Here is a 21,713-nt window from a genome sequence, read left to right as displayed (position 1 = left end):
GGCGCGCTCACTCCGAGAGGGCGAGGACCGGATACGTGTAGTTATGGTAGACCGGCTTTCCGGCCACCGGGTAGATCTCGCCCCAGCACACGACGCCGGCCCACGCCGCCTCCGGGCCGAGCGCCGCCTGCATGTCGAGGTTCTCCTTGTTGGTCAGCGCGTCTCCCAGGAACGGCTTGGTCCGCGCGCCGCACTCGAAGCCGAAGACGGCGCGGAGCTTCTTGCCCTCGAGCCGGGCCTTGAGCTCGTGCACGAGCCGGTTTGCGCTCGCGAGCACGTCGTCGACCGTCCGGTGGTGGAGCATGACCCGGGTCCCGGTCGGGATCGCCGCCCCGAGGAGGACGCCGCTGCGGCTCCTGTCGAGGACGAGCGCGCACCGGATCAGCTGCTCCGTCGCGGCGCCCGCGCCGTCGACCGCCATCCCGATCGCGATCGCCGAGGTGTTGCCGACGTCGCCGGGCGGCGCGGCGCCGCCGGTCATCTCCTCCCACACCTCGAGGGCAGGCCGCCCGTCCAGCTCGACGAGGTAGTTGCCCTCCGCCCGCGTCACCGTCATCTCGAGGCCGACGGGCGAGCACCCGATACAGCTCGCGATCGTGGCCGTGAAGTCACCCCACAGGGCGCAGGCGACCGCAGAGCGGGTGAGCACGCGGTCGTCATGGTATTGAGAGGTCTCCGTCATCTCCCGCCCGAAGAAATGGGAGGACGCGCCGCCGACGACAGGGCACTGCACCTCCGCGTGCAGGGCGTCGAGGAACACGTGCGCGTCGACGCCCGACAGCGGATCGTAATTCAGGATGACGACCTCCGGCGGCTCCGGCGAGCCGGCGCGCAGGCGCTGGCCGCAGAGCCGGCCCTTCTCCGCGGTGTCGGTCTGGACCTCCTCGACGCTCGCGGCCGCGATCCGCACGCCGTCCCCGCCGAGGCCGAGGACGCTCGCGGCGTACCCCTCCTCGCGCACGCCCCCGCGGCCCATGACCCCTTGTCCGGAGCAGCCCACGATGGAGGCGCCCGCCCCGACGCCCTCGCGCAGGCCCTTCAGGAACGCGGCCTGATCGTGATTCACGGTGAGGTACGCGAACACCACCTTCGGGGGATCCGCGAGCTCGCGCGCGAGGCGCTGCCCGGTCTCGAGGCCGGTCTCGTACGACCGTCGCCCCTGCGTCATGATGCTCTGCACGCTCAGCTTCATGGTCGGGTCCCTCCTGCACGTCGGGCTTCGCTGTCGGCCGGCGCCCACCGCTGCGCGGCTTCTAGGCGCTCGATTCGCTCGAGCGCGTTCCCCCGGAAGCATGAAACGTTACTGGACTTCACCGCTGACGTCCATCTTATGCACGGGCGGGCGTCCGGGGCTCGTGGCCCAGGTCCCGTAGGTGGATGCCCAGGCGGGGCGGTGGTCGCCCGGGCTGGCGGGGCGGGCGGGACCCGCGGCGCGGGCGGCGCGGCACGCTGGTCGGCGGCGCGAGCCCAGCGCCGCCGGGGCCGCCCCGGATCGCTGCGCTTTCCGTGGTTCCCTGGCTGCGCGACCTGGGTGAAGCTCCAGAAGCGCGCCATCACGACACCGGTTGGGCGTCGAGGCGCACACCCCGGAGCGATCGAGCTCCGGAGCGACGAGAGGAGCGCCATCATGCATCGATCGTGGCCTGCGGTGGTCCCGTGGTTGATTCCCATCCTTTCGGCAATGCACGTCGCGTGCGGCGACGCCGGCGCAGATCCGGGCGGAGCAGGCGGCGCGGGCGGAGACGCGCGCGATGGCTCGAGCTCGTCAGCCCCGGCGGCCACCTCCTCGACGGCCGCCGGAGGGGGCTCCGAACTCTGGATCCCGGCGCTCGACACGCCGTGGCACTGGCTGATCGACCACCCCCTGGACCTCGACGACCCGAAGGACATGGGCCTGGTCGATCCCACCGGCGCGCCGCTCGATCTGCCGCCTCCCGTGGTCTACGACATCGACTGGGAGTTCACGCCGGCAGAGACGGTCGCCGCGCTCCACGCGAGGGGCGCCAAGGTGATCTGCTATGTCGACGTCGGCGCGTTCGAGGATTATCGGTCGGACGCCGGCGACTTCCCGGAGTCGGTCAAAGGCGAACCGGACTACCACTGGGAGGGCTCGTTCTGGCTCGACATCCGGCAGATCGACGTCCTCGGGCCGATCATGCAGGCCCGGTTCCAGACCTGCAAAGACAAGGGCTTCGACGCCATCGAGCCCGACGAGGTCGACGGGTACGCCAACGAATCGGGGTTTCCGCTCACCTACGAGGACCAGATCGCCTACAACCGGTTCATCGCGGATCTCGCGCACGGGATGGGCATGTCCGTCGGGCTCAAGGGCGACATCGACCAGGCGGAGGACCTGTGGCCGTACTTCGACTGGACGCTGAACGAGCAGTGCTTCGAGTTCGAAGAGTGCGAGGTCCTCGTCGATACCTTCGTGGCGAACGGCAAGGCGGTGTTCCACGTGGAGTACGACGATCCGTTCTCGGGGCACATGACGGACAGGTCGCTCTTCTGCGAGCAGACGAACGCGTGGAACTTCAACAGCATGGAGATGCCGCTCGACCTCGACGGGGGCCGGTGGCCCTGCCGGTGATCTCCGGGTCGCGCGCGCGATCTGCCCCGCGCCGACGCTCTGGCGACCGCTTTTCGTCCAGTCCTCGCCCCACCGGATCTCGCCCGGGTGCTTCTGGCGCAGACGCTCCAGCTACGGCTCCTCTGCTCAACGCTTCGGGATCCGCTTGAGAACGGAGCGCATTCCCCCGAATCGACATTGTTTCTCCCCGGCCGACCTCGCCATTGCGCGAAGCTTCTGCAGCCGATTTGATAACGCCGACGAGCTCTCCAGCGCGAGCGCGACCGCGATCCGTCGACTATCCTCGCGCACCGATGAACGCCAGGTTCCTCGCGTGCGTTTTCGCGATCACCGTTCTCACTGCATGCTCGAAGACCTCGCCAGATACGACGTCGACGGACGCAGGCGCAGGGCCTAAAAGCGGCGCACGCCTCCGCATCGCCGTCGTGCCGAAGGGGACGACGCACGAGTTCTGGAAGAGCGTGCACGCGGGCGCGGTGAAGGCCTCGCGCGAGCTCGATGTCGACATCGTATGGAAGGGGCCGCTCAGGGAAGACGACCTCAAGGGTCAAATCGATGTCGTCTCGAGCTTCGTCGCGCAGGGCGTGTCCGGCATCGTGCTCGCGCCGCTGAACGGCACGGCGCTGAAGGCGCCGGTGCACGCGGCGACTCAGGCGAAGATCCCGGTGGTCGTGTTCGACTCCGACCTCGCCGGCGACGAGCACGCGAGCTTCGTCGCGACCGACAACCACGGCGCCGGCAAGCTCGCGGGAGAGCACCTCGGCAAGGCGATCGGCGGGAAGGGCAACGTCCTCATGCTCCGTTACCAGGAGGGCTCGGCGAGCACGCAGGGCCGCGAGAACGGCTTCCTCGACGCGGTGCGCGCGATGCCCGGCATCACGCTCGCGAGCGTGAACCAGTACGGCGGCGCCACCACCGAGACGGCGTTCAACAAGAGCGAGAGCCTGCTCCTCGCCCACAAGGCCGCGGAGGGGACGATCGCCGGGGTGTTCACGCCGAACGAGTCGACGACCTTCGGGATGCTGCAGGCGCTCCGCAAGACGGGCGCCGCGAGCCAGGTGAAGCTCGTCGGCTTCGACGCGTCGGAGAAGCTCCTCGGCGCCCTGCGCGAGGGCGACATCGAGGCGCTCGTCGTGCAGAACCCGTTCCACATGGGGTACGTCGCGGTCAAGACGATGGCGGCGCACCTCCGCGGCGAGCCGATCGAGAAGCGCATCGACACGGGGGCGCGCGTCGTCACGAAGCAGGACCTCGACGACCCGGCGGTGCAGGACATCGTGAAGCCCGACCTCGCCCGGTGGCTCGGGGAGTGAGCGGCCCGTGACGGCAGAGCGCGCGCCCCTCCTCGAGGCGGCCGGCCTCGCCAAGGCGTTCAGCCAGAGCGCGGTGCTGCGCGGCGTCTCGCTGCGGATCGCGCCCGCGAGCGTCCACGCGCTCCTCGGCGAGAACGGCGCGGGCAAGAGCACGCTGACCCGCATCCTGCTCGGCGTGGAGCGCGCCGACGCGGGCTCGGTGCGGCTCGGGGGAGCGCCGTACGCGCCGGCCTCGGCCGAAGGCGCGCGCCGCGCGGGCGTCGTCCTCGTCCCGCAGGAGCGGACGCTCTGCCCCCACCTCTCGGTCGCGGACAACGTGGTGCTCGGGATCGAGCCGGCCGCGCGCGCGCGGCCCGGGATCCGCGACCGCGCGCGCGCCCGCGCCATCGCCCGGGAAGCGATCGCGCTCGTCGCCGAGCGCCCGGACCGCGTGCCGCTCGACGCGCCGGCCGGGGAGCTCGGCGTCGCCGATCAGCAGCTCGTCGAGATCGCGCGAGCGCTCGCGCAAGGCGGCCTCCGCGAGGGCGGGCGGCTCGCGGCGCGGCTGCTCGTCCTCGACGAGCCGACCTCGAGCCTCGGCCACGCGGACGCCGCGCGCCTGTTCGACCGCGTCCGCGCCCTGCGCGACGCCGGCCTCGCGGTGCTGCTCGTGACGCACTTCCTCGCGGACGTGCGCGCGCACGCGGACCGCTACACGGTGCTCCGCGACGGCCGCGTCGCCGGGGAAGGCGATCCGCGCGACACCGAGCCGGCGCAGATCGTCCGCGAGATGCTGGGCCGCGCGCTCGAGGGCGCCCGCGAGCGCGCGGCGTCCGAGGCGGCGCCGCCGGGCGGCGGCGAGGTGGTGCTCGAGGTCAAGGACGTCTCCGGCGTGAAGCGGCCGAAGCGCGCGTCGCTGACGCTGCGCCGGGGGGAGATCCTCGGGATCGCCGGCCTCGTCGGCTCGGGCCGGACCGAGCTCCTCCGCATCCTCGCGGGGCTCGACCCGAAGCAGAGCGGCACGGTCACGCTGCGCGCTCCCCGCGGGATCGGCCTCCTCAGCGAGGATCGCGGCGGGGAGGGGCTGATGCTCGGCCGCTCGATCGCCGAGAACATCTGGCTCTCGCCGCGCGCGCCCCGCTTCGCCGCGCCGAGGTCGCTCCTCCCGGAGGCGGCGCGCTGGATCGAAGCGCTCGCGATCCGCGCGGCGGGGCCGGATCAGCGCGCCGGCGAGCTCTCGGGCGGCAACCAGCAGAAGGTCCAGCTCGCGCGCCTGCTCCGCGAGGACGTCGACGTGCTCCTCGTCGACGAGCCGACGCGCGGCATCGACGTGCCGAGCAAGGCGCAGGTGCTCTCGCTGCTCCGCGGGCTCGCGGGCGCCGGCAAGGCCATCGTGCTCGTGTCGAGCCAGCTCGACGAGCTCGTGACGACGTGCGACCGCATCGCGGTCCTCCGCCGGGGGACCCTCGATCCGCCGCGGCCCGCGGCGTCGTGGACCGCGGCGTCGCTCCTCCTGGAGGCCTCCTCGTGAAGAAGCGCCCGCCGTGGCTCGGCCCGCTCGTCGCCCTTCTGCTCGTCTACGCGCTCTTCGCGGCGCTCACGCCCGACACGTTCCTGCGCAGCCAGAACCTGCTCACGATGGCGCGGCAGACGGTGGTGGTCGGCATCTGCGCCGTCGGCATGACCCTGGTCATCGCGACCGGCGGGATCGACCTCTCCACGGGCTCGCTGGTCGCGTTCACGACGGTCGTCCTCGCGACGCTCCTGCGCGCGGGGGTGCCGGCGCTGCCCGCGGCGCTCGCCGCCACGGCGGCGGCGGGCCTCGCGGGCGTCGTCGCCGGGGCGCTCGTGGGGCGGGCGCGGATGATGCCCTTCGTCGTGACGCTGGGCACGATGAGCGCGCTCCGCGGCGCCGCGAAGGGGCTCGCGTCCGAGCAGAAGATCGACGCCGATCCGCGCGGCCTCGACGCGCTGCTCTCGGCCGACCTCGCCGCGCCCGGGCTGTGGATGACCGCGGCGCTCGCGCTCCTCGTCTTCGCCGTCCTCACCTTCACGCGCTTCGGGCGCCACGTGCTCGCGGTCGGCAGCAACGAGGCCGCGGCGCGGCTGTGCGGCATCGACACGGGGCGCGTGAAGGTTGCGGTGTACACCCTGTCGAGCCTCCTCGCCGGCGTCGCGGGCGTGATGGAGTTCTCGACGCTGACGGTGGGCGACCCGACGGACTCGGTGGGCCTCGAGCTCGAGGTCATCGCGGCGGTCGTCATCGGCGGCGCGCCGCTCTCGGGCGGCGAGGCGAGCGTCGCGGGGAGCGTGGTCGGAGCGCTGCTCATCACGGTCATCCGGACCGGCGGCGTCCACCTCGGGCTGCCGAGCTGGGTGCAGGAGATCGCGACGGGCGCGATCATCGTGGCCGCGGTGGCCGTCGATCGGGTGCGTCGCGCGCGCGGCGCCCGAGCGGCCGCGGGCTGTCAGCCTGCGCCGCGAGATCCACCAGCGCGACCATCCTCTGCGCGATCGCCGTGAAGGTGTCCTCCGCCTCGGGATCCTCCGGCAGCCGGTCCGGCAGGGTCGGACGCGTGCGGTGGATACGGTAACGCTCGGCGAGCCGCGCCCCCGGGAAGGCGCGGTGCAGCTCCTCCATGCCGCCGATGAGCGCCACGAGCCCGCCCATCGTCGCCGTGCCGTTGTCGGAGTCCCACCCGGACAGGGTGCCGATCTGGACGGTGCGCCGGAAGCTCCCCCCGCCGAACAGGAGGGCCATCGTCCCGGTCGCCAGGTTGATCGCGGACTCCGTGAACCCTCGATAGACGAAGCCGTGCTCCCGGGCCCGCTCCTGATAGCGATCCGCGATGGCGTCGCGGACGCTCTCCCAATCCTCGGGATCGTGCGCCGATAGATACGCCGAGAGCACGAAATCGATGACATCGGCGGCCTTCGACGCATCCGGCAGGTAGCTCCTGGCCTCGCGGACGATGCGCACGATCTCCTCGCGCCGCGGCTTGTCCGGATCGACGGTCGCCGCGAGCGAGAAGAGGAGGACATGGAACTGCGCGGCGTGCGCGGCGTGACCGCGCGCCGTGGTCCGGATGGGGAGGTCGGCGATCCGCAGCGCGAGCTCCGGCATGCCGGGCGCGAGGGCGCCGAAGATCTCCGTGGTGAGCTGCGCGTCGATCTGGAGCGCGTCCGGGTTGAGCGCCGGGTCGCTCGTTTTGGGGGGCAGCACGCCTCGCTCCAGGAGGTCGCGCGCCCTCCGGTTGGAGACCCAGATGAAATCGTTGATGTGCGCTCGCCACCCGTCCCGGATCGCCTCGGGAGACAGGAACAACGTCCTCGCCTCGGTCATGAGGTGCAAGTAGACGTATTCGATATCGGTGTCGTCATCGGCCGGGCAGGGGTCGAGGAGCACGAAGTCGATCCGCGCCCCGTTGCGGCCTTGGGAAGTCCCCCAGTCTGCGTCGGTGAAGAAGGGGCGCTCGACGCGGACGCCCTCCGTCGTCAGCCCCGTCCAGTTCGCGATGCACTCGCCGAGCCACATCGCGCGGAGCCGCTCGGCGTAGGCTGCGCGATCGAGCTGCCCGCGCGCCCTGGAGGAGATTCCCGGAAGGTCGCGTTGCTCCACGGGAGCTGCCGGCGCCCCGCCCGCGCCCGCGAGCGACGCGATGGAAAGAAGCGTGAGCAGCGGGCCGCGCCAGCGCGCGGAAGGCGCGATGCGGCATGTTCCTTCGAGGAGGCGAGGGCCGCCACGAGTGCGCATGAATCACTCCTTGAATGCGCGCCCGGAGCGTCGCGCCTGGTTTCGCCTCGCGTTAATGCAAGCGAGGTGCCGAGCCCGCTCCCCCGGCGCCGATCGCACCCTTAGGTTGTGCTCATGAGCATCGGGCAGCACATCGCGCGCGCCGCGGGCGCACGCCTGGACCTCCTCGTCTCCAGCGCGGGCCGCCATCTCCTCGGCGGGGCCCTCGCCGTCGCGCCGGGCGCTGCGTCGATCGCTCCGGTGCTGGAGGATCTGCTCTCCTTTCACCCCGGGTGGATATCCCGGAGCGTGACCACCCACGACCCCGCGGGTGGCAACAACGATGGATATCGCCCTGGGGTCGCGCAGGAGGGGGAGCACCGGGTCCTGTTCCATGCCCGCGGCGAGGGGAGAATCACGCGGATATGGATGACCGCCCCGCGCGCGGAGCTCGACAAGCCGGATCAGGAGCTCTGGATCGAGATCGACGGGCGCACGGCCTTCCGCGGCTCACCTCACGATTTCTTCGAGGGCCGCGGCCCCTGGAAGCCGCCCCTCGTGCTCGGCGTCGACGCGAGCTCGGGCGCATTCACCAGCTACGTCCCCTTCGCCTGGTCCAGCGAGGCCAAGGTCCGCTTCCGCGGCGTCCCCATCTATTACCAGGTCACCTACCGCGAGGGCCCCGGCGCCGCGTCGGGCCCGACGCCCGAGGAGCTCGCGGGGTTCATGATCGAGGACTGGACCGCCACCCTGCCCGCCCCCACGCACCGGCAGGCCCCGAGCCCCGGCGCACCGCTCGTCCTGGCGATCGGCCCAGCGACGGTATCGGGCATCGATCTCCGGATCCCCGCGGGGAGCCTGAAAGACCTGGACGTGAGGATCGGTGAGCAGCCGCCGGTGCCCGCGTCGTTCTTCTTCGGCCTGGCCAGCACGGGCGCCGAGGCCGACGGCGGGTGGACCACCTTCCGGAGCGCGCTGCACGCCGCCCGCGCGCCCGATGCCGCAGGGTTCGGCCGTCTCGCGACGCGCCTGCCCATTCCGCTCGCGGAGGGAGAGGTGCTGTCGCTCGGGGCCGCGCCCGGGGCGTCCATCGCGGGCCTCGAGGCGGCCGTCGACCTCGCGCCCGCCCGCAGCGGCGTGCGGCTCCTCGCGCAATACCGCGATCAGGTGGCCCCCGGACGCGAGACGACGATGCCCCTCTTCGAGGGCGAGGGGCCGCTCCAGCTCGTCGCCCTCCTGGAGCACCTCAGCGGCGGCCGCCCCAACGACCGGACCTATCTCGAGGGGGACGAGATGATCCGGACCGACAGGATGTCGTACCCCCTGCAGATCGGGACCGGCACCGAGGATTACTTCAACGGCGGCTTCTATTTCCTGGGCGCGCACCATAACCCGTTCAGCGGTCTGCTCCGCTTCATCGTCATCCATCCCGAGAATCGCTGGCGGAACGCGCTGTTCGAGCATTCCTTGTACCGCCTGCACGTGGCCGACCCCATCGTGAGCCGCTCCGGCATCCGCTTCGGCATCGAGGCCGGCCCGACCGGCGCCTATACGCCGCTGCGGGCGCGCTCGCTGGGCCTCGCCTACGCCTTCGCGGATCCTCGGGAGATCGGCGAGCAGGAGGTCCACCTCGAAGGCAGGCGGCACCGCGCGCGCGCGGCCTTCGACGCCGAGCGCTCGGAGCTCCGGCGGGTCTCCCGGTCGCGCGAGGGCCGCGGGATCACCCGGATCGAGGTCGACTGCCCGCCCGAGGCGCGCGGGCTCTTGCTCCTCCGCGCGTACTCCGCGGCGAAGGCCCCCCAGACGGCGCGCGTGCGGCTCGACGGGCGGGAGGTCGGCGTGATCCACGAGATGCAGGCGAACCCGGTCCGGCCGCTCGCGGAGGACGCGCTCTGGGTCGATCTGCTCCCCGGCCGATGCGGCGCAGACAAGCGCCCGGTCCTCGAGATCGACGCGCGGAGCTCCCCCGCGCCGTGGAGCGAGCGCGGCTACACGCTGCGGTTCTTCTCCGGGCCCCCCGCGCCGCAGCTGACGCAGGGCCCCGCGAGGAAGATCTTCGACGCCAATGCCCTCCGCGAGGCGCCGTCCTACGTGAACGATCATTCGATCGTCCAGCTCTCCGACGGCCGCTGGCTCCTCACGGGCATCTTCAACCGCGAGCCCTACCGGCCAGACACCGAGGTCGAGTTCGTCCTGGCGACGGCGGCAGAGCCCGGGCCGGCGCGCTGGGTCGAAGCCGCCTCGCCGAGCTTCGCGCTGGCGCCCGAGCGCTTCTCCACCCGCGCCCTCCCCGACGAACGCTGGATCTGGGCCCCGCACGTGGTCCGGGACCGCGACGGCGGCCTCGTGATGATCTTTCACGTGGGCACGCCCGACCCCGACCGCTCCGGCTTCCGGATCGCGCGATCGCGCGACGGGCTCACCTGGACCCGCCACGGAGGGACGCTCTTCGAGGACATCTGCGTCGCCCGCGATCCGATGCTCGTCCGGCTCGGCGATCTGTGGGTGGTGTATTATACGCGCTGCGCGTCGCGGGAATCGCGCCTGAGCGGCGTCGCTTACCGCACGTCGCTGGACCTCGCCCACTGGAGCCCGCCGGCCATGGCGCTCACGCTCGGGCCGGAAACCGCGATGAGCAACAGCGGTCATACCGAGTCGCCGTTCGTGTTCGCGCGCAAAGGGTGGTTTTACCTGACGGTCACGAGCTATCCCGTCGACGTCGACGCCACGTTCGTCTACCGCTCGCGCTCGCCGTTCGCGTTCCCCCCGCACCCCGTCGCCCGGCTGCGCGCGCACGCGGCCGAGTGGGTCGCGGAGGGGGGCAGCTTCGACGCGGGGCGCCTGTTCTTCACCCACGCAGGGCCCGGCAAGGGCGGCGTGTTCCTCCAGGAGCTCTTCGGCCTCTGAGCCGCGCCGCGCGGGGCGGGCGTCGATACGGCGGCGCCGAGAGCGCCATCACGGGTCGGATGGACCGCGCGCCCCCGCGGCCGGCGCGGGGGCGCGCGCGCCGGCCTCGTTGCGTGTCACGAGCCTGTCCCCGTCCCGGTCGAGCACCTTCAGCAGCTCGCCGACGACGACCTCCGACGGCGTCTCGGAGGTCGCCCGCGAGACGGCCGCCCTCAGCTCCTCGGCCGAGACGCGGCCGTCGTGGTCGGTGTCGATCGCATCGAAGGGCCCGAGCTGGCGCCAGAGCTCCACGGCGAACGACTCGACGAGGACGAGCTTCGGCTCGCGCCCGGTGTCCGCCGGCGGCACCTCCTCCGGGTGCGCCTCGGCGAAGCGGATCAGCGGGGCGATGTCATCCATGCCGCCGAGGAGCGCTCGCGGGAGGGCGATCCGGTACGCGCGATCGTCGACCAGCGGCAGGCCGCCGATCGCGGTCAGGACGCCCCGGTCGTCGATCGCCATCCGGTCGTCGAGCTGGAGGAAGCCGGCGTGCTGGGCGGGGGCGCGCGACCGCGACGCGGCGACGGCCTCGCGCACGACGCTGCCGGGCAAGCGGACCACCACGAGCTCGTTGCTGAAGGGCACCTCGGCCTTGAGATCCCCGTAGGTGAAGCGCTCGCGGTACTCGCGGCCCCCGCGGATGCCGCCGCCGTTGAAGAGGCACCCGTCCGCCTCGAGCGCGTCCCGGATGCGCGAGCAGAGGAGCGTCCCGAGCGAGGTCTGCCGCGTCCGCGTGCCGATCGACGAGAGCGCGCTCCCCGGGGGGAGCCGGAGGAGGGTGGCCGCGTCGAGGTCGCGCACGAGCTGCATGTGGCGGTCGACGCGCTCACGCATCGCCGGATCCTCGGGATAGGCGCGGACGTCCTCGAGCCGGACGGTGACCGCGGGCAGGTCGGGCCCCCCGGCGGGCGGCGCCTCGGCGGGCCACGCGAGATCGATGACGGCCGCGCTCGCGGCGTCGGTGCCGGACTTGACGACCCAGCAGCCGTCCACGTCGTCGATGAGCACCTCGTGCTCGTGGCCGCCGAGGATCACGGGAAAGGGCGGATCGCGCTGCGTCCGCGCGAGCGCGAGATCCGCGTCGCGGCTCTGGTGCGTTATCGGGATCACGCAGGCGCAGCCCTCCTCGCGGACGAGCCGTTCGGCCCAGCGGACGGCCGCCTCGTTCGCCGGCTCGATGGCGCATCCCCCGAACGCGCCCCGCCGGTACAGGCCCTGGACGTGGACGAGCAGGCCGAGGAGGCCGACCCGGACCGCGCGCCCGCCGGGGCTCGCGATCTCGAGGATCTCGTGCGTGGGCAGCGCCGGCGTGAACGAGGGCATGTTCGTGTTGAGCCACGTTCCCCGGAACTCCTGCACCCGCGCCCTGAGCTCCGGGAGCTCGATGTCGGCCTCATGGTTGCCGAAGATCGTGTGCGTGATCGGCACCGCGTTCATGCAGTCGACCATGCCCCTGCCGTGGTCGAGGCTCGACAGCAGGCTCGGCGCGAGGAAGTCGCCGGCCAGCACGGCGATGAAGCGATCCGCCGGCCCGGCGGCGTGGTGCCTCACGAGGCTCGCGAGGCGCGGGAGGTTGTCGAGCGCGTAGACGTCGTTCACGCAGACGATCCGCAGAGAGGGGCCTCTGGGCGTGCCTTGTTCGCTGGCGGTCATGTCCCCTTGAAGATAGCCCAGCGCGCGGGGCCGTGCCCTCCGCGCGCACGGCGGCGCCCGGGGATCCACCAGCGCGCCGCGGAAGCGTCAGAGGGTAATGCGCTCCGGCACGCTCTCGAAGGAGAACACCCGCCAGGGATGCGGACTGCCCGGACGCGTCGTCTCCGTCGCAGCGCCGCTCGTGAACTCCGCGACGACGCTGCGCCAGAACGCGAGAGCGCCCGCATTCCCCTCGGAGACGCGCACGGTCCACTCGCCCGGAAAGCGCTGCCATAGAAGGACGGCCGCCCGGCGGCCCACGCCGGAACGGCGGTACCGACGCAAGATGAAGAACTCGGCGACATCGAGGACATCCGGGTTATTCGCCGCCGGTGAGCCCCGCGTCGTCAGGGCGAAGCCCGCGATGCGCCCGGCACACCGGACGATGAAGGCGAACCGGCGCTCCCGCTCGGACCAGTAAAGAGCGAGCTTGTCGTACCCGAAACGCCCATCCGGCCCCAGCTCGAGGCCGGGGAACACGTCGCTGAGGTCGTGAATGTACAGCTCGAGGAGGTTGGACAGCAGCAGGGCATCGGCCGAGGTCGCCTCCTCGAGAGCAACTGAGATGAAATCCGCCATGGCAATTCCTCTGGCCTGCTCAGCCCCGATGACCGATCCGCCTCGAAGGCCACCGGGACGACACCGCAGGGTAGCAAGGCGCGCGGTCGCCGCGCCAGGGCAGGAACGGTCGAGGCGCATCGTCGCGGCGTCGGGATGAATGCGGCGCGCCTATCGAGCAACGAAGCGACCATGGCCGAAGACATGGAACGTCGTGGCTCGCGCCCCGGGGCTCGCCAGTGGGCCGCGTCTGCCCTGACCATCGCGGCGCTCGCCGGCCTCACCGCGTGCGAGCCTATCGGCCGCGGAGGGGACAGCAGCGGTGAAGCAGGCCCGGGCGGCAGCGGCGGCTCTCCGGGGGTAAGCAGCGGCGGCGGCGCGGATGGCGCGGGTGGATCGAGCAACGATGGCGGCGCGCCTGGCACTGGCGGCGATGGCGGCGCCCCTGGCACCGGCGGCGACGGCGGCGCCTTTGGCACCGGCGGCGACGGCGGCGCCTTTGGCACCGGCGGCGATGGCGGCGCCCCTGGCACCGGCGGCGATGGCGGCGCCCCTGGCACCGGCGGCGACGGCGGCGCCCCTGGCACCGGCGGCGACGGCGGCGCCCCTGGCACCGGCGGCGACGGCGGCGCCCCTGGCACCGGCGGCGACGGCGGCGCCCCCGGCACTGGCGGCGATGACGGCGCCCCTGGCACCGGCGGCGACGGCGGCGCCCCCGGCACTGGCGGCGATGACGGCGCCCCTGGCACCGGCGGCGATGACGGCGCCCCCGGCACTGGCGGCGATGGCGGCGCCCCTGGCACCGGCGGCGATGGCGGCGCCCCCGGCACTGGCGGCGATGGCGGCGCCCCTGGCACCGGCGGCGATGGCGGCGCCCCTGGCACTGGCGGCGATGGCGGCGCCCCCGGCACTGGCGGCGATGGCGGCGCCCCTGGCACCGGCGGCGATGGCGGCGCCCCTGGCACCGGCGGCGGCAGCAGCTCGACCGGCGGTGGCGGCTCGCCGAGCACGTGCGTGCCGGGCTCGGTCGTCGCCTGCTACACCGGCCCTGCCGGGACGAACGGTGTCGGGAGCTGCGCGTCCGGGACACAGACCTGCCGCCACGACGGATTCGGCTACGGCCCATGCACGGGCGACGTGACGCCTGCTCGAGAGCGCTGCGCCACGCCGGAGGACGAGAGCTGCGACGGCGAGCCCCGCTGCGCTCAGCCGCCGCCCTGGGCGCGGGGCTTCGGTGGTCCCGGCAGCGACGAGGGCTGGGCCATCGCGAGCGACGCCTACGGCAACTACTACGTCTCCGGCTCCTTCGAAGGAACCGTCGACTTCGGTACCGGCCCTCTGACCAGCGCCGGGCGGTCGGACATCTTCTTTCTCAAGCTCGACGCCGCGGGCTCGGTGCTCTGGAGCCAGCGCTTCGGGACCGAGGACAACGAGCGCGGAGGCGCCCTGGCGGTCGACGAGAACGGCAACGTCCTCCTCACCGGCAGCTACCGCGTCCTGCCCGACCAGCCGGGCCTCGATCTGAACGGGTGTCATCTCCCCGCCGTCAACGACTATTACACCGCCTTCTTCGTTACCCAGTTCGATCCCGACGGCAACCCCATCTGGTGCAATGGCCCCTATCCTTCTTCGGACATGTACTCCGTCGAGCAGATCGCTGTCGACGCTCACGGCGACATGTACGTCGTGTACCTCCAGTGGGAGAGCGCCTATCTCATGAAGATCGACGCCGCGAGCAAGACCACCCTCTGGGTAGAGGGGCTACCAGGATACTACGTCGGCGGCGCGCGGCTCGCGCTCGACAGCGCCGGCAACCCAGTGGCGGTCGTGACCGAAGGCTCGAGCATCACGGATCTCTTTCCAAGCCAGTTCGTCGTGTCCAAGTACGCTCCGACGGGCGATCTGCTCTGGTTGCAACATTACCAATCCAGCTCGGACCCTTGGATGGGCGGCGGCGTGACGGCGCACGCGGTGGCGATCGATGCGGAAGACGAGATCTTCGTGACGGGCGACACGGATGGATCCGTCGACTTCGGCAGCGGCGTCCTCCCCGCCGGCTCCGTCCTCCTCAAGCTGGATGCCGCGGGCGAGCCCATGTTCAGCCGCTCGGTCCGCTTCGGCGACAGGATCGCGCTCGCTCCCTCCGGTGATATCATCATCGGCGGAGTCGGCCTCGCGCAGCTCGACGCGAGCGGGACGGAGCTCTGGTCGGTCAACTTCGATGCCTTTGCGCAGGATATCTCCTGGTCCCCGAACGGCGCGGTCGGCGTCGTCGGCCGCGCGGCGGGCCCCGTGGACTTCGGGACCGGCCCGATCACCTATGGAGGAGGGTATGCCGACGCCTATGTCGCCACGTTCAACCCGCCAAGGAGCGGCGACGGCACGATCGCCCTCACCGGCGCTGTCGAGGGGGCCACCGACTTCGGCAGTGAGCCCATACCGTACGCGGCCGGCACCGACGCCTTCGTCGCCACGCTGACCCCCTGAGCGCCCAGCGCCGTCGACCTGTGTCGAGCTCCAGCAGGAGGACACGACTGCGCAGCGATGCTCGCAGCTGCGGGACGAGGCGAGGAATCGAACCGCTCCCTCGTCGAGGCCGCATGAATGCGGCGCACCTGCCGGGCAACGAAGCCGGCATGGCCGGATACATCGAACGTAATGGTTCGACCCGCAGGGGTCGCCAGTGGGCCGCGTCCGCCCTGACCATCGCGGCGCTCGCCGGCCTCATCGCGTGCGAGCCTATCGGCCGCGGAGGGGACAGCGGCGGCGAAGCTGGCACTGGCGGCAGCGGCGGCTCTCCGGGGGTAAGCGGCGGAAGCGTGATCGATGGTGCGGGAGGCTCGAGCAGCGACGGCGGCGCGCCCGGCACCGGCGGCTACGGCGGCGCGCCTGGCACCGGCGGCGCGCCTGGCACCGGCGGCGCGCCCGGCACCGGCGGCGCGCCCGGCGACGGCGGCGACGGCGGCGCGCCCGGCACCGGCGGCACCGGCGGCGCGCCCGGCACCGGCGGCAGCAGCTCGAGCAGCGGCGCCGGCTCGCCGGACACCTGTGTACCGGGCTCGGTCGTCGCCTGCTACACCGGCCCTGCAGCGACCAGGGACGTCGGGCGCTGCGCCTCCGGGACGCAGACCTGCCGCCCCGACGGCTTCGGCTACGGCCCATGCACGGGCGAGGTGACACCCGCTCGAGAGCGCTGCGCCACGCCGGAGGACGAGAGCTGCGACGGCGAGCCCCGCTGCGCTCAGCCGCCGCCCTGGGCGCGGGGCTTCGGCGGCCCTGGCAACGACCAGGGCTGGGCCATCGCGAGCGACGCCTACGGCAACTTCTACGTCTCCGGCTCCTTCGAAGGAACCGTCGACTTCGGTACCGGCCCTCTGACCAGCGCAGGACAGTCGGACATCTTCTTTCTCAAGCTCGACGCCGCGGGCTCGGTGCTCTGGAGCCAGCGCTTCGGGACCGAGGGCGACGACCGCAGAAGCGCCCTGACGGTCGACGAGAACGGCAACGTCCTCCTCGCCGGCAGGTACAGCGTCTTGTTGGGAAAGCCGGGCCTCGATCTGAACGGGTGTCATCTCCCCGCCATCGACGACTTTTTCACCTCCTTCTTCGTTGCCCAGTTCGATCCCGACGGCAACCACGTCTGGAGCAATGGCCCCTATTTTATTCCGGACGTGTACTCCGTCGAGCAGATCGCCGTCGATGCTCGCGGCGATCTGTACGTCGTGTACCTCCGGTCGGAGACCGCCCACCTCATGAAGATCGACGCCGCGAGCAAGAGCACCCTCTGGGTAGCGAGGCTACCAGGATACTACGTCGGCGGCGCGCGGCTCGCGCTCGACAGCGCCGGCAACCCGGTGGCGGTCGTGACCCAAGGCTCGAGCATCTCTGACTTCATTTCGAGCCAGTTCGTCGTCTCCAAGTACGCTCCGACGGGCGATCTGCTCTGGTTGCAACATTACCAATCCAGCTCGGACCCTTGGTTGGGCGGCGGCGTGACGGCGCACGCGGTGGCGATCAATGCGGAAGACGAGATCTTCGTGACGGGCGACACGGATGGATCCGTCGACTTCGGCAGCGGCGTCCTCCCCGCCGGCTCCGTCCTCCTCAAGCTGGATGCCGCGGGCGAGCCCATGTTCAGCCGCTCGGTCCGCTTCGGCGACAGGATCGCGCTCGCTCCCTCCGGCGATATCATCATCGGCGGAGTCGGCCTCGCGCAGCTCGACGCGAGCGGGACGGAGCTCTGGTCGGTCAGCTTCGATGCCTATGCGCAGGATATCTCCTGGTCCCCGAACGGCGCGGTCGGCGTCGTCGGCCACGCGGCGGGCCCCATGGACTTCGGGACCGGCCCGATCACCTATGGTGGAGGGTATGCCGACGCCTATGTCGCCACGTTCAACCCGCCAAGGAGCGGCGACGACGGCGAAGGCGGCGACGGCGCAGGGTCGACCGGCGCGGGCGGCGGCGACCCGCCTGCGACGTGCGCGCCGGGCTCCGTCGTCGCGTGTTACACCGGCCCCGCCGGGACCCGGGGCGTCGGGCGCTGCGCTCCTGGTGCGCAGACCTGCCTTCCCGACGGTGCCGGGTACGGTCCCTGCGTCGGCGAGGTGACGCCCGCCGCGGAGATCTGCGCGACGCCGGAGGACGAGGATTGCGACGGCGAGCCCCACTGTCCTCTGCAGCCGCCGTGGTCGCGAGGTTACGGCGACACCGGCGCCGACGCAGGCTGGTCGATCGCGAGCGACGCCGCCGGCAACTACTATGTCACCGGCTCCTTCGAAGGGACCGTCGACTTCGGCGCCGGCCCGCTGACCAGCGCCGGCCTCACGGACGTGTTCCTCCTCAAGCTCGACCCCTCCGGCGCCTTGCTCTGGAGCAAGCGCTTCGGCAGCCGCTTCCCCGAAGCAGGCCAGGCCGTCGCCGTCGACGAGAGCGGCAACATCTTGCTGGCCGGCACCTACGGTAATACCGGCTCGGAGTTGGGCATGAGCTTGGGCGGCTGCGCGCTCTCGTCCCCTCTCGTCCCAGCAGCCTTCCTCGCCAAGCTCGACCCCGAGGGGAATCACCTCTGGAGCCGTGAATCCGTGTCGGGCCTGAGCGCTGGCGAAGCCTTCGAACGACTCGCCGTCGACGCGCTCGGCGACATCTATGTGACGTTTGTCCTGATCGCGGGGTACTGGGACTCGACGAACGCCTCCCTGACGAAGCTGGACAGCGCAGGGAACCTGCTCTGGAGCAAGCCGCTCACCGAGGCAGTCCTGTACCATTTCGACGGCCAGCATCAGAGCGACAACGCCCTCCTCGCGGTCGATAGCGCCGGGTTCGTGATCACGGCGAGCTCGTCCATCGCCGAGGACCCGTCCTGCCCCTACGCTCACCAGTTCACTGTCCAGAAGCTCACCCCGACCGGCGACGTGGTCTGGAGCCGCCAGTTCGGCCCCTCGGACCCCGCCGACACGAACATCGGAGCGTCCGCCCTCGCCCTGGCCGTCAACACCGACGATGACATCCTCCTGACCGGCTACACCGACGGGACCGTCGACTTCGGCGGCGGCGTGCTCCCCGAGGGGCCCGTCCTCATCAAGCTCGACGCCGCGGGCGAGCACGTCTTCAGCCTGCCCATCCCCTTCGGCGACGCGCTCGCCCTCGAGCCCTCGGGCAGCATCGTCATCGCCGGCGACGGCCTCTCCAGGCTCGACCCCAGCGGCACGGCCCTCTGGACGGACAGCTTCGACGCCAGCGCGAAGGACATCGTCCTCTCCCCGAACGGCACCATCGCCCTCACCGGCGCAGTCGAGGGGGCCACCGACTTCGGCAGCGGGCCCATACCGTACGCGGCCGGCACCGACGTCTTCGTCGCCACGATGACCCCCTGAGCGCCCCGGGCGCGGCGGGCGCGACCACCGCGCCCGGGCCGCCGTACGGCCGCGGAGCAGAGGAATTCCCGAACGATCATCCGAAGAGACGCACCGGTGAGGTGCGGGAGGTAAGGAGAGGCATGCGAGTCATCCGCTTTCTGCTGGCGTCGCTGCTCTGCGCGCTCGCCATGCTGCCCGCGCGCGCGGCCTGGGCAGCCATCGTCGTAACATTCGTGGAGCCCGGGCAGCACGCATGGAGCCACACGTATGTCAATGTCCGCGTCGAGGTGAGCTCCACGGTCCAGATCGCGCGCGTCCAGGCGCAGCTCGGCGCAGGATCGGTGATCCTCACGAACACCGGAGGCACCACCTACAAGGCGGGCATCTCGACCTTCGGGCTGCCCTATGGCGAGCACCCCCTCACCGTCACGGCGACCGACGTCGAGGGAACCAGCGTGTCCGCGCAGCGCACCGTGTTCCAGGACCAAACACCCACCGCCCAGGTCCTGGCGCCGACGCACGAGGCGGTCGCCCATCCGTCGCTCCGGATCGCCGCCACCTGCGTCGACGACCACCCGGCGGACTGCTCCATCCGGGCCACCGCCACCTTCTACGACACGAGCCCGTCGACCTCGGTCGAGCTCGCGCGGGCCACCACGGCGCTCGATACCGTCGTCGACCTCAGCGCGTACAGCGGCCGTAAATTCAATCTGAAATTCCAGGTGCTGGACATCCATAGCAGCATGGATCTCCACGGGCCGACGATCCACGTCGAGGCCAGCCCGCTGCTCGAGGTGATCGACGAGGTGCCCGGACGCATCCTCGATTTCGACGGGACGCGGATCCTGTTCACCAAGGGGCGAGAGGAGCTCTTCGTGCTCGATCGGGCGACGCGGGCCACCACGCGGGTCATGAAGTTACCCTATCCGTACCAGTTCAACGACGCCACGAGGGCGTTCCTCACCGGCGCCGGCGCCGTGATGGAGGTGCCGGCGCCGCCCGCCATCGATCGCCCCCCGAGCGCCGTCTACGAGTGGCGCCACGGCGCCCTGCTGAAGCTGGCGGAGAACGGCCGCGTCGCGTTCGTGAGCGGCGATGCCATGGCCTACTCGGGCAGCGGTACGTACGTGCGCGATCTCGCGTCGGGCACCGCCGAGCTCGCGCTCGGGGTCGCGCTGGACCCCCCCAGCATGGATATCGCCGAGGATGGGCTCTTCGCGTATGTGAATGGCCGCTGGTCGCTCTACACGCGCAGGAATGGAACGAGCACGCTGCTGGCCACGAGCGGGGATGAAATGACGCGCCCCGTGACGGACGGGATCAATGTGGCATTCACGAAGATCCTCAGATCCGGCCAGCCTCAAAGCATCCTGGCCACGCCCTCCGGGCAGGTGCCGCTCGGCGTCGTCCCTGTCGCGCGCCCCGAGGGCGCCCAGACGGGCGCCTACCAGCTCCACGCAGGTTACATCGTGTTTCTCAAGGGCTCGCGCGGCGCGGAGCAGGTCTGGCTCAGGACCCCGAGCGGCGCGCAGCACCAGCTCAGCTCCAGCACCCCCAGCCAGCTCGACGATCCGCCCGCGCGCCTGGGACACGACGGCATCAGCGACACCGGCGAGGTGATGTTCCTCACCCCGCCGAAGCGCTACCTCGGCGCCGCCGGTGCCGCTCCGCGCGAGATCGGCTCGCACCTGGGACACGCACGCTGGTTCGAGGGCGCCTGGTACGTGGTGATGGGGAACACGCTGTTCCGGGTCGACGACGGGTCGAGCGGCGAGGGCGAGGGCGGCGGCGCCGGCGAGGCGGGCGGCTCCACCGGTGCGTCGTTCACGAGCGCGCGCTCCGCCCACGCCGCCCTGTCGACGATGAGGATCGGTGAAGCCGGCGCGCGCGTGGCGAGCGCGCCCGCGGCAGGATCACCCGAGCTTCCAGAGGGCGAGCTTCCGGCGTCCAGCGGCTGCGCGCTCGCGCGGCGCCAGCCCGCGCTCGGTGGCGCGCTGGAGGCCGCCGTCCTCGCGACGCTCGGCCTCGCCATGGCGGCGCGGGGGCGACTCAGGCTCAGGCGAGATCGCGGAGGAGCCGACGCCACGCCGTCGAGGCGAGCGACGCCGCAGCAGGGCTCGGATCCGCCGAGCCCCCGCGCGGCCGGCTACTCCTGCGTGCGCGCGTCGCCCAGGTAGTAATCGCGCTGCGACGGGTAATAGTCGGCGAAGCTCGGCAGCGGCTCGCCGAGCCGGGAAGCGACGAGCATGTCGAGGTAATACTCCCAGCCCGGCCCGGTATCGCCGGCGAGCGCGGGCTCGGTGAGGTGCTGGACGAAGGTGAGCTCGGTGGTCTCGCCCTTCGCCGCGAGCGACAGCTCGAGCCGCCACTCGCCGTGATCGTCCTTGGCCGAGAGCGCGAGGCGGTGCGGCGGCTCGCACGCGTCGATCGCCATGTCGCACCACGGCGCGCCCTGCTCGAACGCCATCTGGAGGCGCACCGTCTTGCCGGGCCCCGCCTCCCCCTCCCACGGGCCGATCCAGCGCGCCGTGCTCTCGGACGCGGTGACGCTCTGCCAGACGTCCTCGATGGGCGCGCGAAAGCTTCGCTGGATGACGAGATCGGCGCCAGTCGCCGTGCTCCGGACGCGGCCGGTGGGTCGGGGGCTCATGCTGTCTCCTTCCTTCGCTTCGTTTCGTTGTGGGACGGGGTCGCGGCCGCCATGCGCCGCTGCCGGCCGACGCGGTGCACCTCGGTCTCGAGCGCGTCGAACCGGCGGTGCCACGGGCTCTCCTCGCGCAGCTCTCGCAGGAACGCCTCGAGCTCGGCGAGCGCGCCGAGGTCCAGGCTGTACTCGCGCTCGCGGCCGCGCTGCACGTCGCGCACGAGGCCCGCCTCGCGCAGGACCCGCAGGTGCCGGCTGACCGCCGGGCGGCTGACCGGAAACGCGCCGGCGATGGCGCCGGCCGAGGCGGTGCGGCCGCGCAGCATCCGCAGGATTTCCCGCCGGATCGGGTCCGCCAGCGCCTGGGCAACCGCATCCATCGGACAAACGTGTAACCGATTTG

At 71.9% G+C, this 21,713-nt stretch carries 13 protein-coding genes and 1 pseudogene; 8 read left to right on the top strand and 6 right to left on the bottom strand.

Features of this window, described 5'->3' with window-relative positions; translation table 11 throughout:
• Nucleotides 1-7: 7 nt before the first annotated feature.
• Nucleotides 8-1,192 carry an FIST signal transduction protein gene (locus tag NQZ70_RS50905; RefSeq protein WP_165374584.1) on the bottom strand — a complete coding sequence of 395 codons (1,185 nt, stop codon included), beginning with the start codon at nucleotides 1,190-1,192 and terminating at the stop codon, nucleotides 8-10.
• A gap of 435 nt (nucleotides 1,193-1,627) precedes the next feature.
• On the opposite strand from NQZ70_RS50905, the gene NQZ70_RS50900 reads away from it, so the two are divergent.
• From NQZ70_RS50900 to NQZ70_RS50885, 4 genes and pseudogenes are all read left to right on the top strand, one after another.
• Complete coding sequence (locus NQZ70_RS50900; protein WP_237244814.1) at nucleotides 1,628-2,590, top strand: endo alpha-1,4 polygalactosaminidase; 963 nt, start codon at nucleotides 1,628-1,630, stop codon at nucleotides 2,588-2,590.
• A 425-nt stretch (nucleotides 2,591-3,015) separates the two neighbouring features.
• On the top strand, nucleotides 3,016-3,903 hold the full coding sequence (locus tag NQZ70_RS50895) for a substrate-binding domain-containing protein (RefSeq protein ID WP_237244813.1): 888 nt from the start codon (nucleotides 3,016-3,018) through the stop codon (nucleotides 3,901-3,903).
• A gap of 7 nt (nucleotides 3,904-3,910) precedes the next feature.
• Nucleotides 3,911-5,413 carry a sugar ABC transporter ATP-binding protein gene (locus NQZ70_RS50890; protein WP_129580673.1) on the top strand — a complete coding sequence of 501 codons (1,503 nt, stop codon included), beginning with the start codon at nucleotides 3,911-3,913 and terminating at the stop codon, nucleotides 5,411-5,413.
• Between the two features lie 107 nt (nucleotides 5,414-5,520).
• Nucleotides 5,521-6,237 (top strand): annotated as a pseudogene (locus tag NQZ70_RS50885) (ABC transporter permease); the annotation flags it as partial.
• A gap of 46 nt (nucleotides 6,238-6,283) precedes the next feature.
• On the opposite strand, the gene NQZ70_RS50880 reads toward NQZ70_RS50885, so the two are convergent.
• Nucleotides 6,284-7,636, bottom strand: a complete 1,353-nt coding sequence (locus NQZ70_RS50880) for an ADP-ribosylglycohydrolase family protein (RefSeq protein WP_129580672.1) — start codon at nucleotides 7,634-7,636, stop codon at nucleotides 6,284-6,286.
• A gap of 114 nt (nucleotides 7,637-7,750) precedes the next feature.
• On the opposite strand from NQZ70_RS50880, the gene NQZ70_RS50875 reads away from it, so the two are divergent.
• Entirely contained in the window at nucleotides 7,751-10,522 is a 2,772-nt protein-coding gene (locus NQZ70_RS50875) for a DUF2961 domain-containing protein (RefSeq protein WP_237244812.1), read from the top strand.
• Between the two features lie 48 nt (nucleotides 10,523-10,570).
• Here the strand turns inward: NQZ70_RS50875 and NQZ70_RS50870 are convergent, their stop codons facing one another.
• Complete coding sequence (locus tag NQZ70_RS50870; protein WP_129580670.1) at nucleotides 10,571-12,214, bottom strand: 5'-nucleotidase C-terminal domain-containing protein; 1,644 nt, start codon at nucleotides 12,212-12,214, stop codon at nucleotides 10,571-10,573.
• A gap of 87 nt (nucleotides 12,215-12,301) precedes the next feature.
• Nucleotides 12,302-12,832, bottom strand: coding sequence for a GNAT family N-acetyltransferase (locus tag NQZ70_RS50865; RefSeq protein ID WP_129580669.1), 531 nt, complete (start codon nucleotides 12,830-12,832; stop codon nucleotides 12,302-12,304).
• A gap of 183 nt (nucleotides 12,833-13,015) precedes the next feature.
• Here NQZ70_RS50865 and NQZ70_RS50860 point away from each other — a divergent pair, with 183 nt between their 5' ends.
• From NQZ70_RS50860 to NQZ70_RS50850, 3 genes are all read left to right on the top strand, one after another.
• Complete coding sequence (locus tag NQZ70_RS50860) at nucleotides 13,016-15,298, top strand: hypothetical protein (RefSeq protein ID WP_165374583.1); 2,283 nt, start codon at nucleotides 13,016-13,018, stop codon at nucleotides 15,296-15,298.
• A 332-nt stretch (nucleotides 15,299-15,630) separates the two neighbouring features.
• On the top strand, nucleotides 15,631-18,684 hold the full coding sequence (locus NQZ70_RS50855) for a hypothetical protein (protein ID WP_207217686.1): 3,054 nt from the start codon (nucleotides 15,631-15,633) through the stop codon (nucleotides 18,682-18,684).
• A 122-nt stretch (nucleotides 18,685-18,806) separates the two neighbouring features.
• Nucleotides 18,807-20,843 (top strand): hypothetical protein, encoded by a 2,037-nt coding sequence (locus tag NQZ70_RS50850; RefSeq protein WP_129580668.1) that lies wholly within the window; start codon nucleotides 18,807-18,809, stop codon nucleotides 20,841-20,843.
• On the opposite strand, the gene NQZ70_RS50845 is transcribed toward NQZ70_RS50850, so the two are convergent.
• Together NQZ70_RS50845 and NQZ70_RS50840 are read right to left on the bottom strand one after the other, a co-directional pair.
• Nucleotides 20,813-21,316 (bottom strand): SRPBCC family protein, encoded by a 504-nt coding sequence (locus NQZ70_RS50845; protein ID WP_129580667.1) that lies wholly within the window; start codon nucleotides 21,314-21,316, stop codon nucleotides 20,813-20,815. The genes NQZ70_RS50850 and NQZ70_RS50845 overlap by 31 nt on opposite strands.
• A complete protein-coding gene (locus tag NQZ70_RS50840; protein ID WP_129580666.1) occupies nucleotides 21,313-21,690 on the bottom strand; it encodes a metalloregulator ArsR/SmtB family transcription factor in 378 nt (125 codons plus the stop codon). The genes NQZ70_RS50845 and NQZ70_RS50840 overlap by 4 nt, the downstream gene beginning before the upstream one ends.
• Nucleotides 21,691-21,713 lie beyond the last annotated feature (23 nt).

The organism is Sorangium sp. So ce836, from assembly GCF_028553905.1.
In the GTDB taxonomy this organism is placed as follows: Bacteria; Myxococcota_A; Polyangia; order Polyangiales; family Polyangiaceae; genus Sorangium; species Sorangium cellulosum_D.
This window is presented reverse-complemented; position numbering and strand designations above follow the sequence as displayed.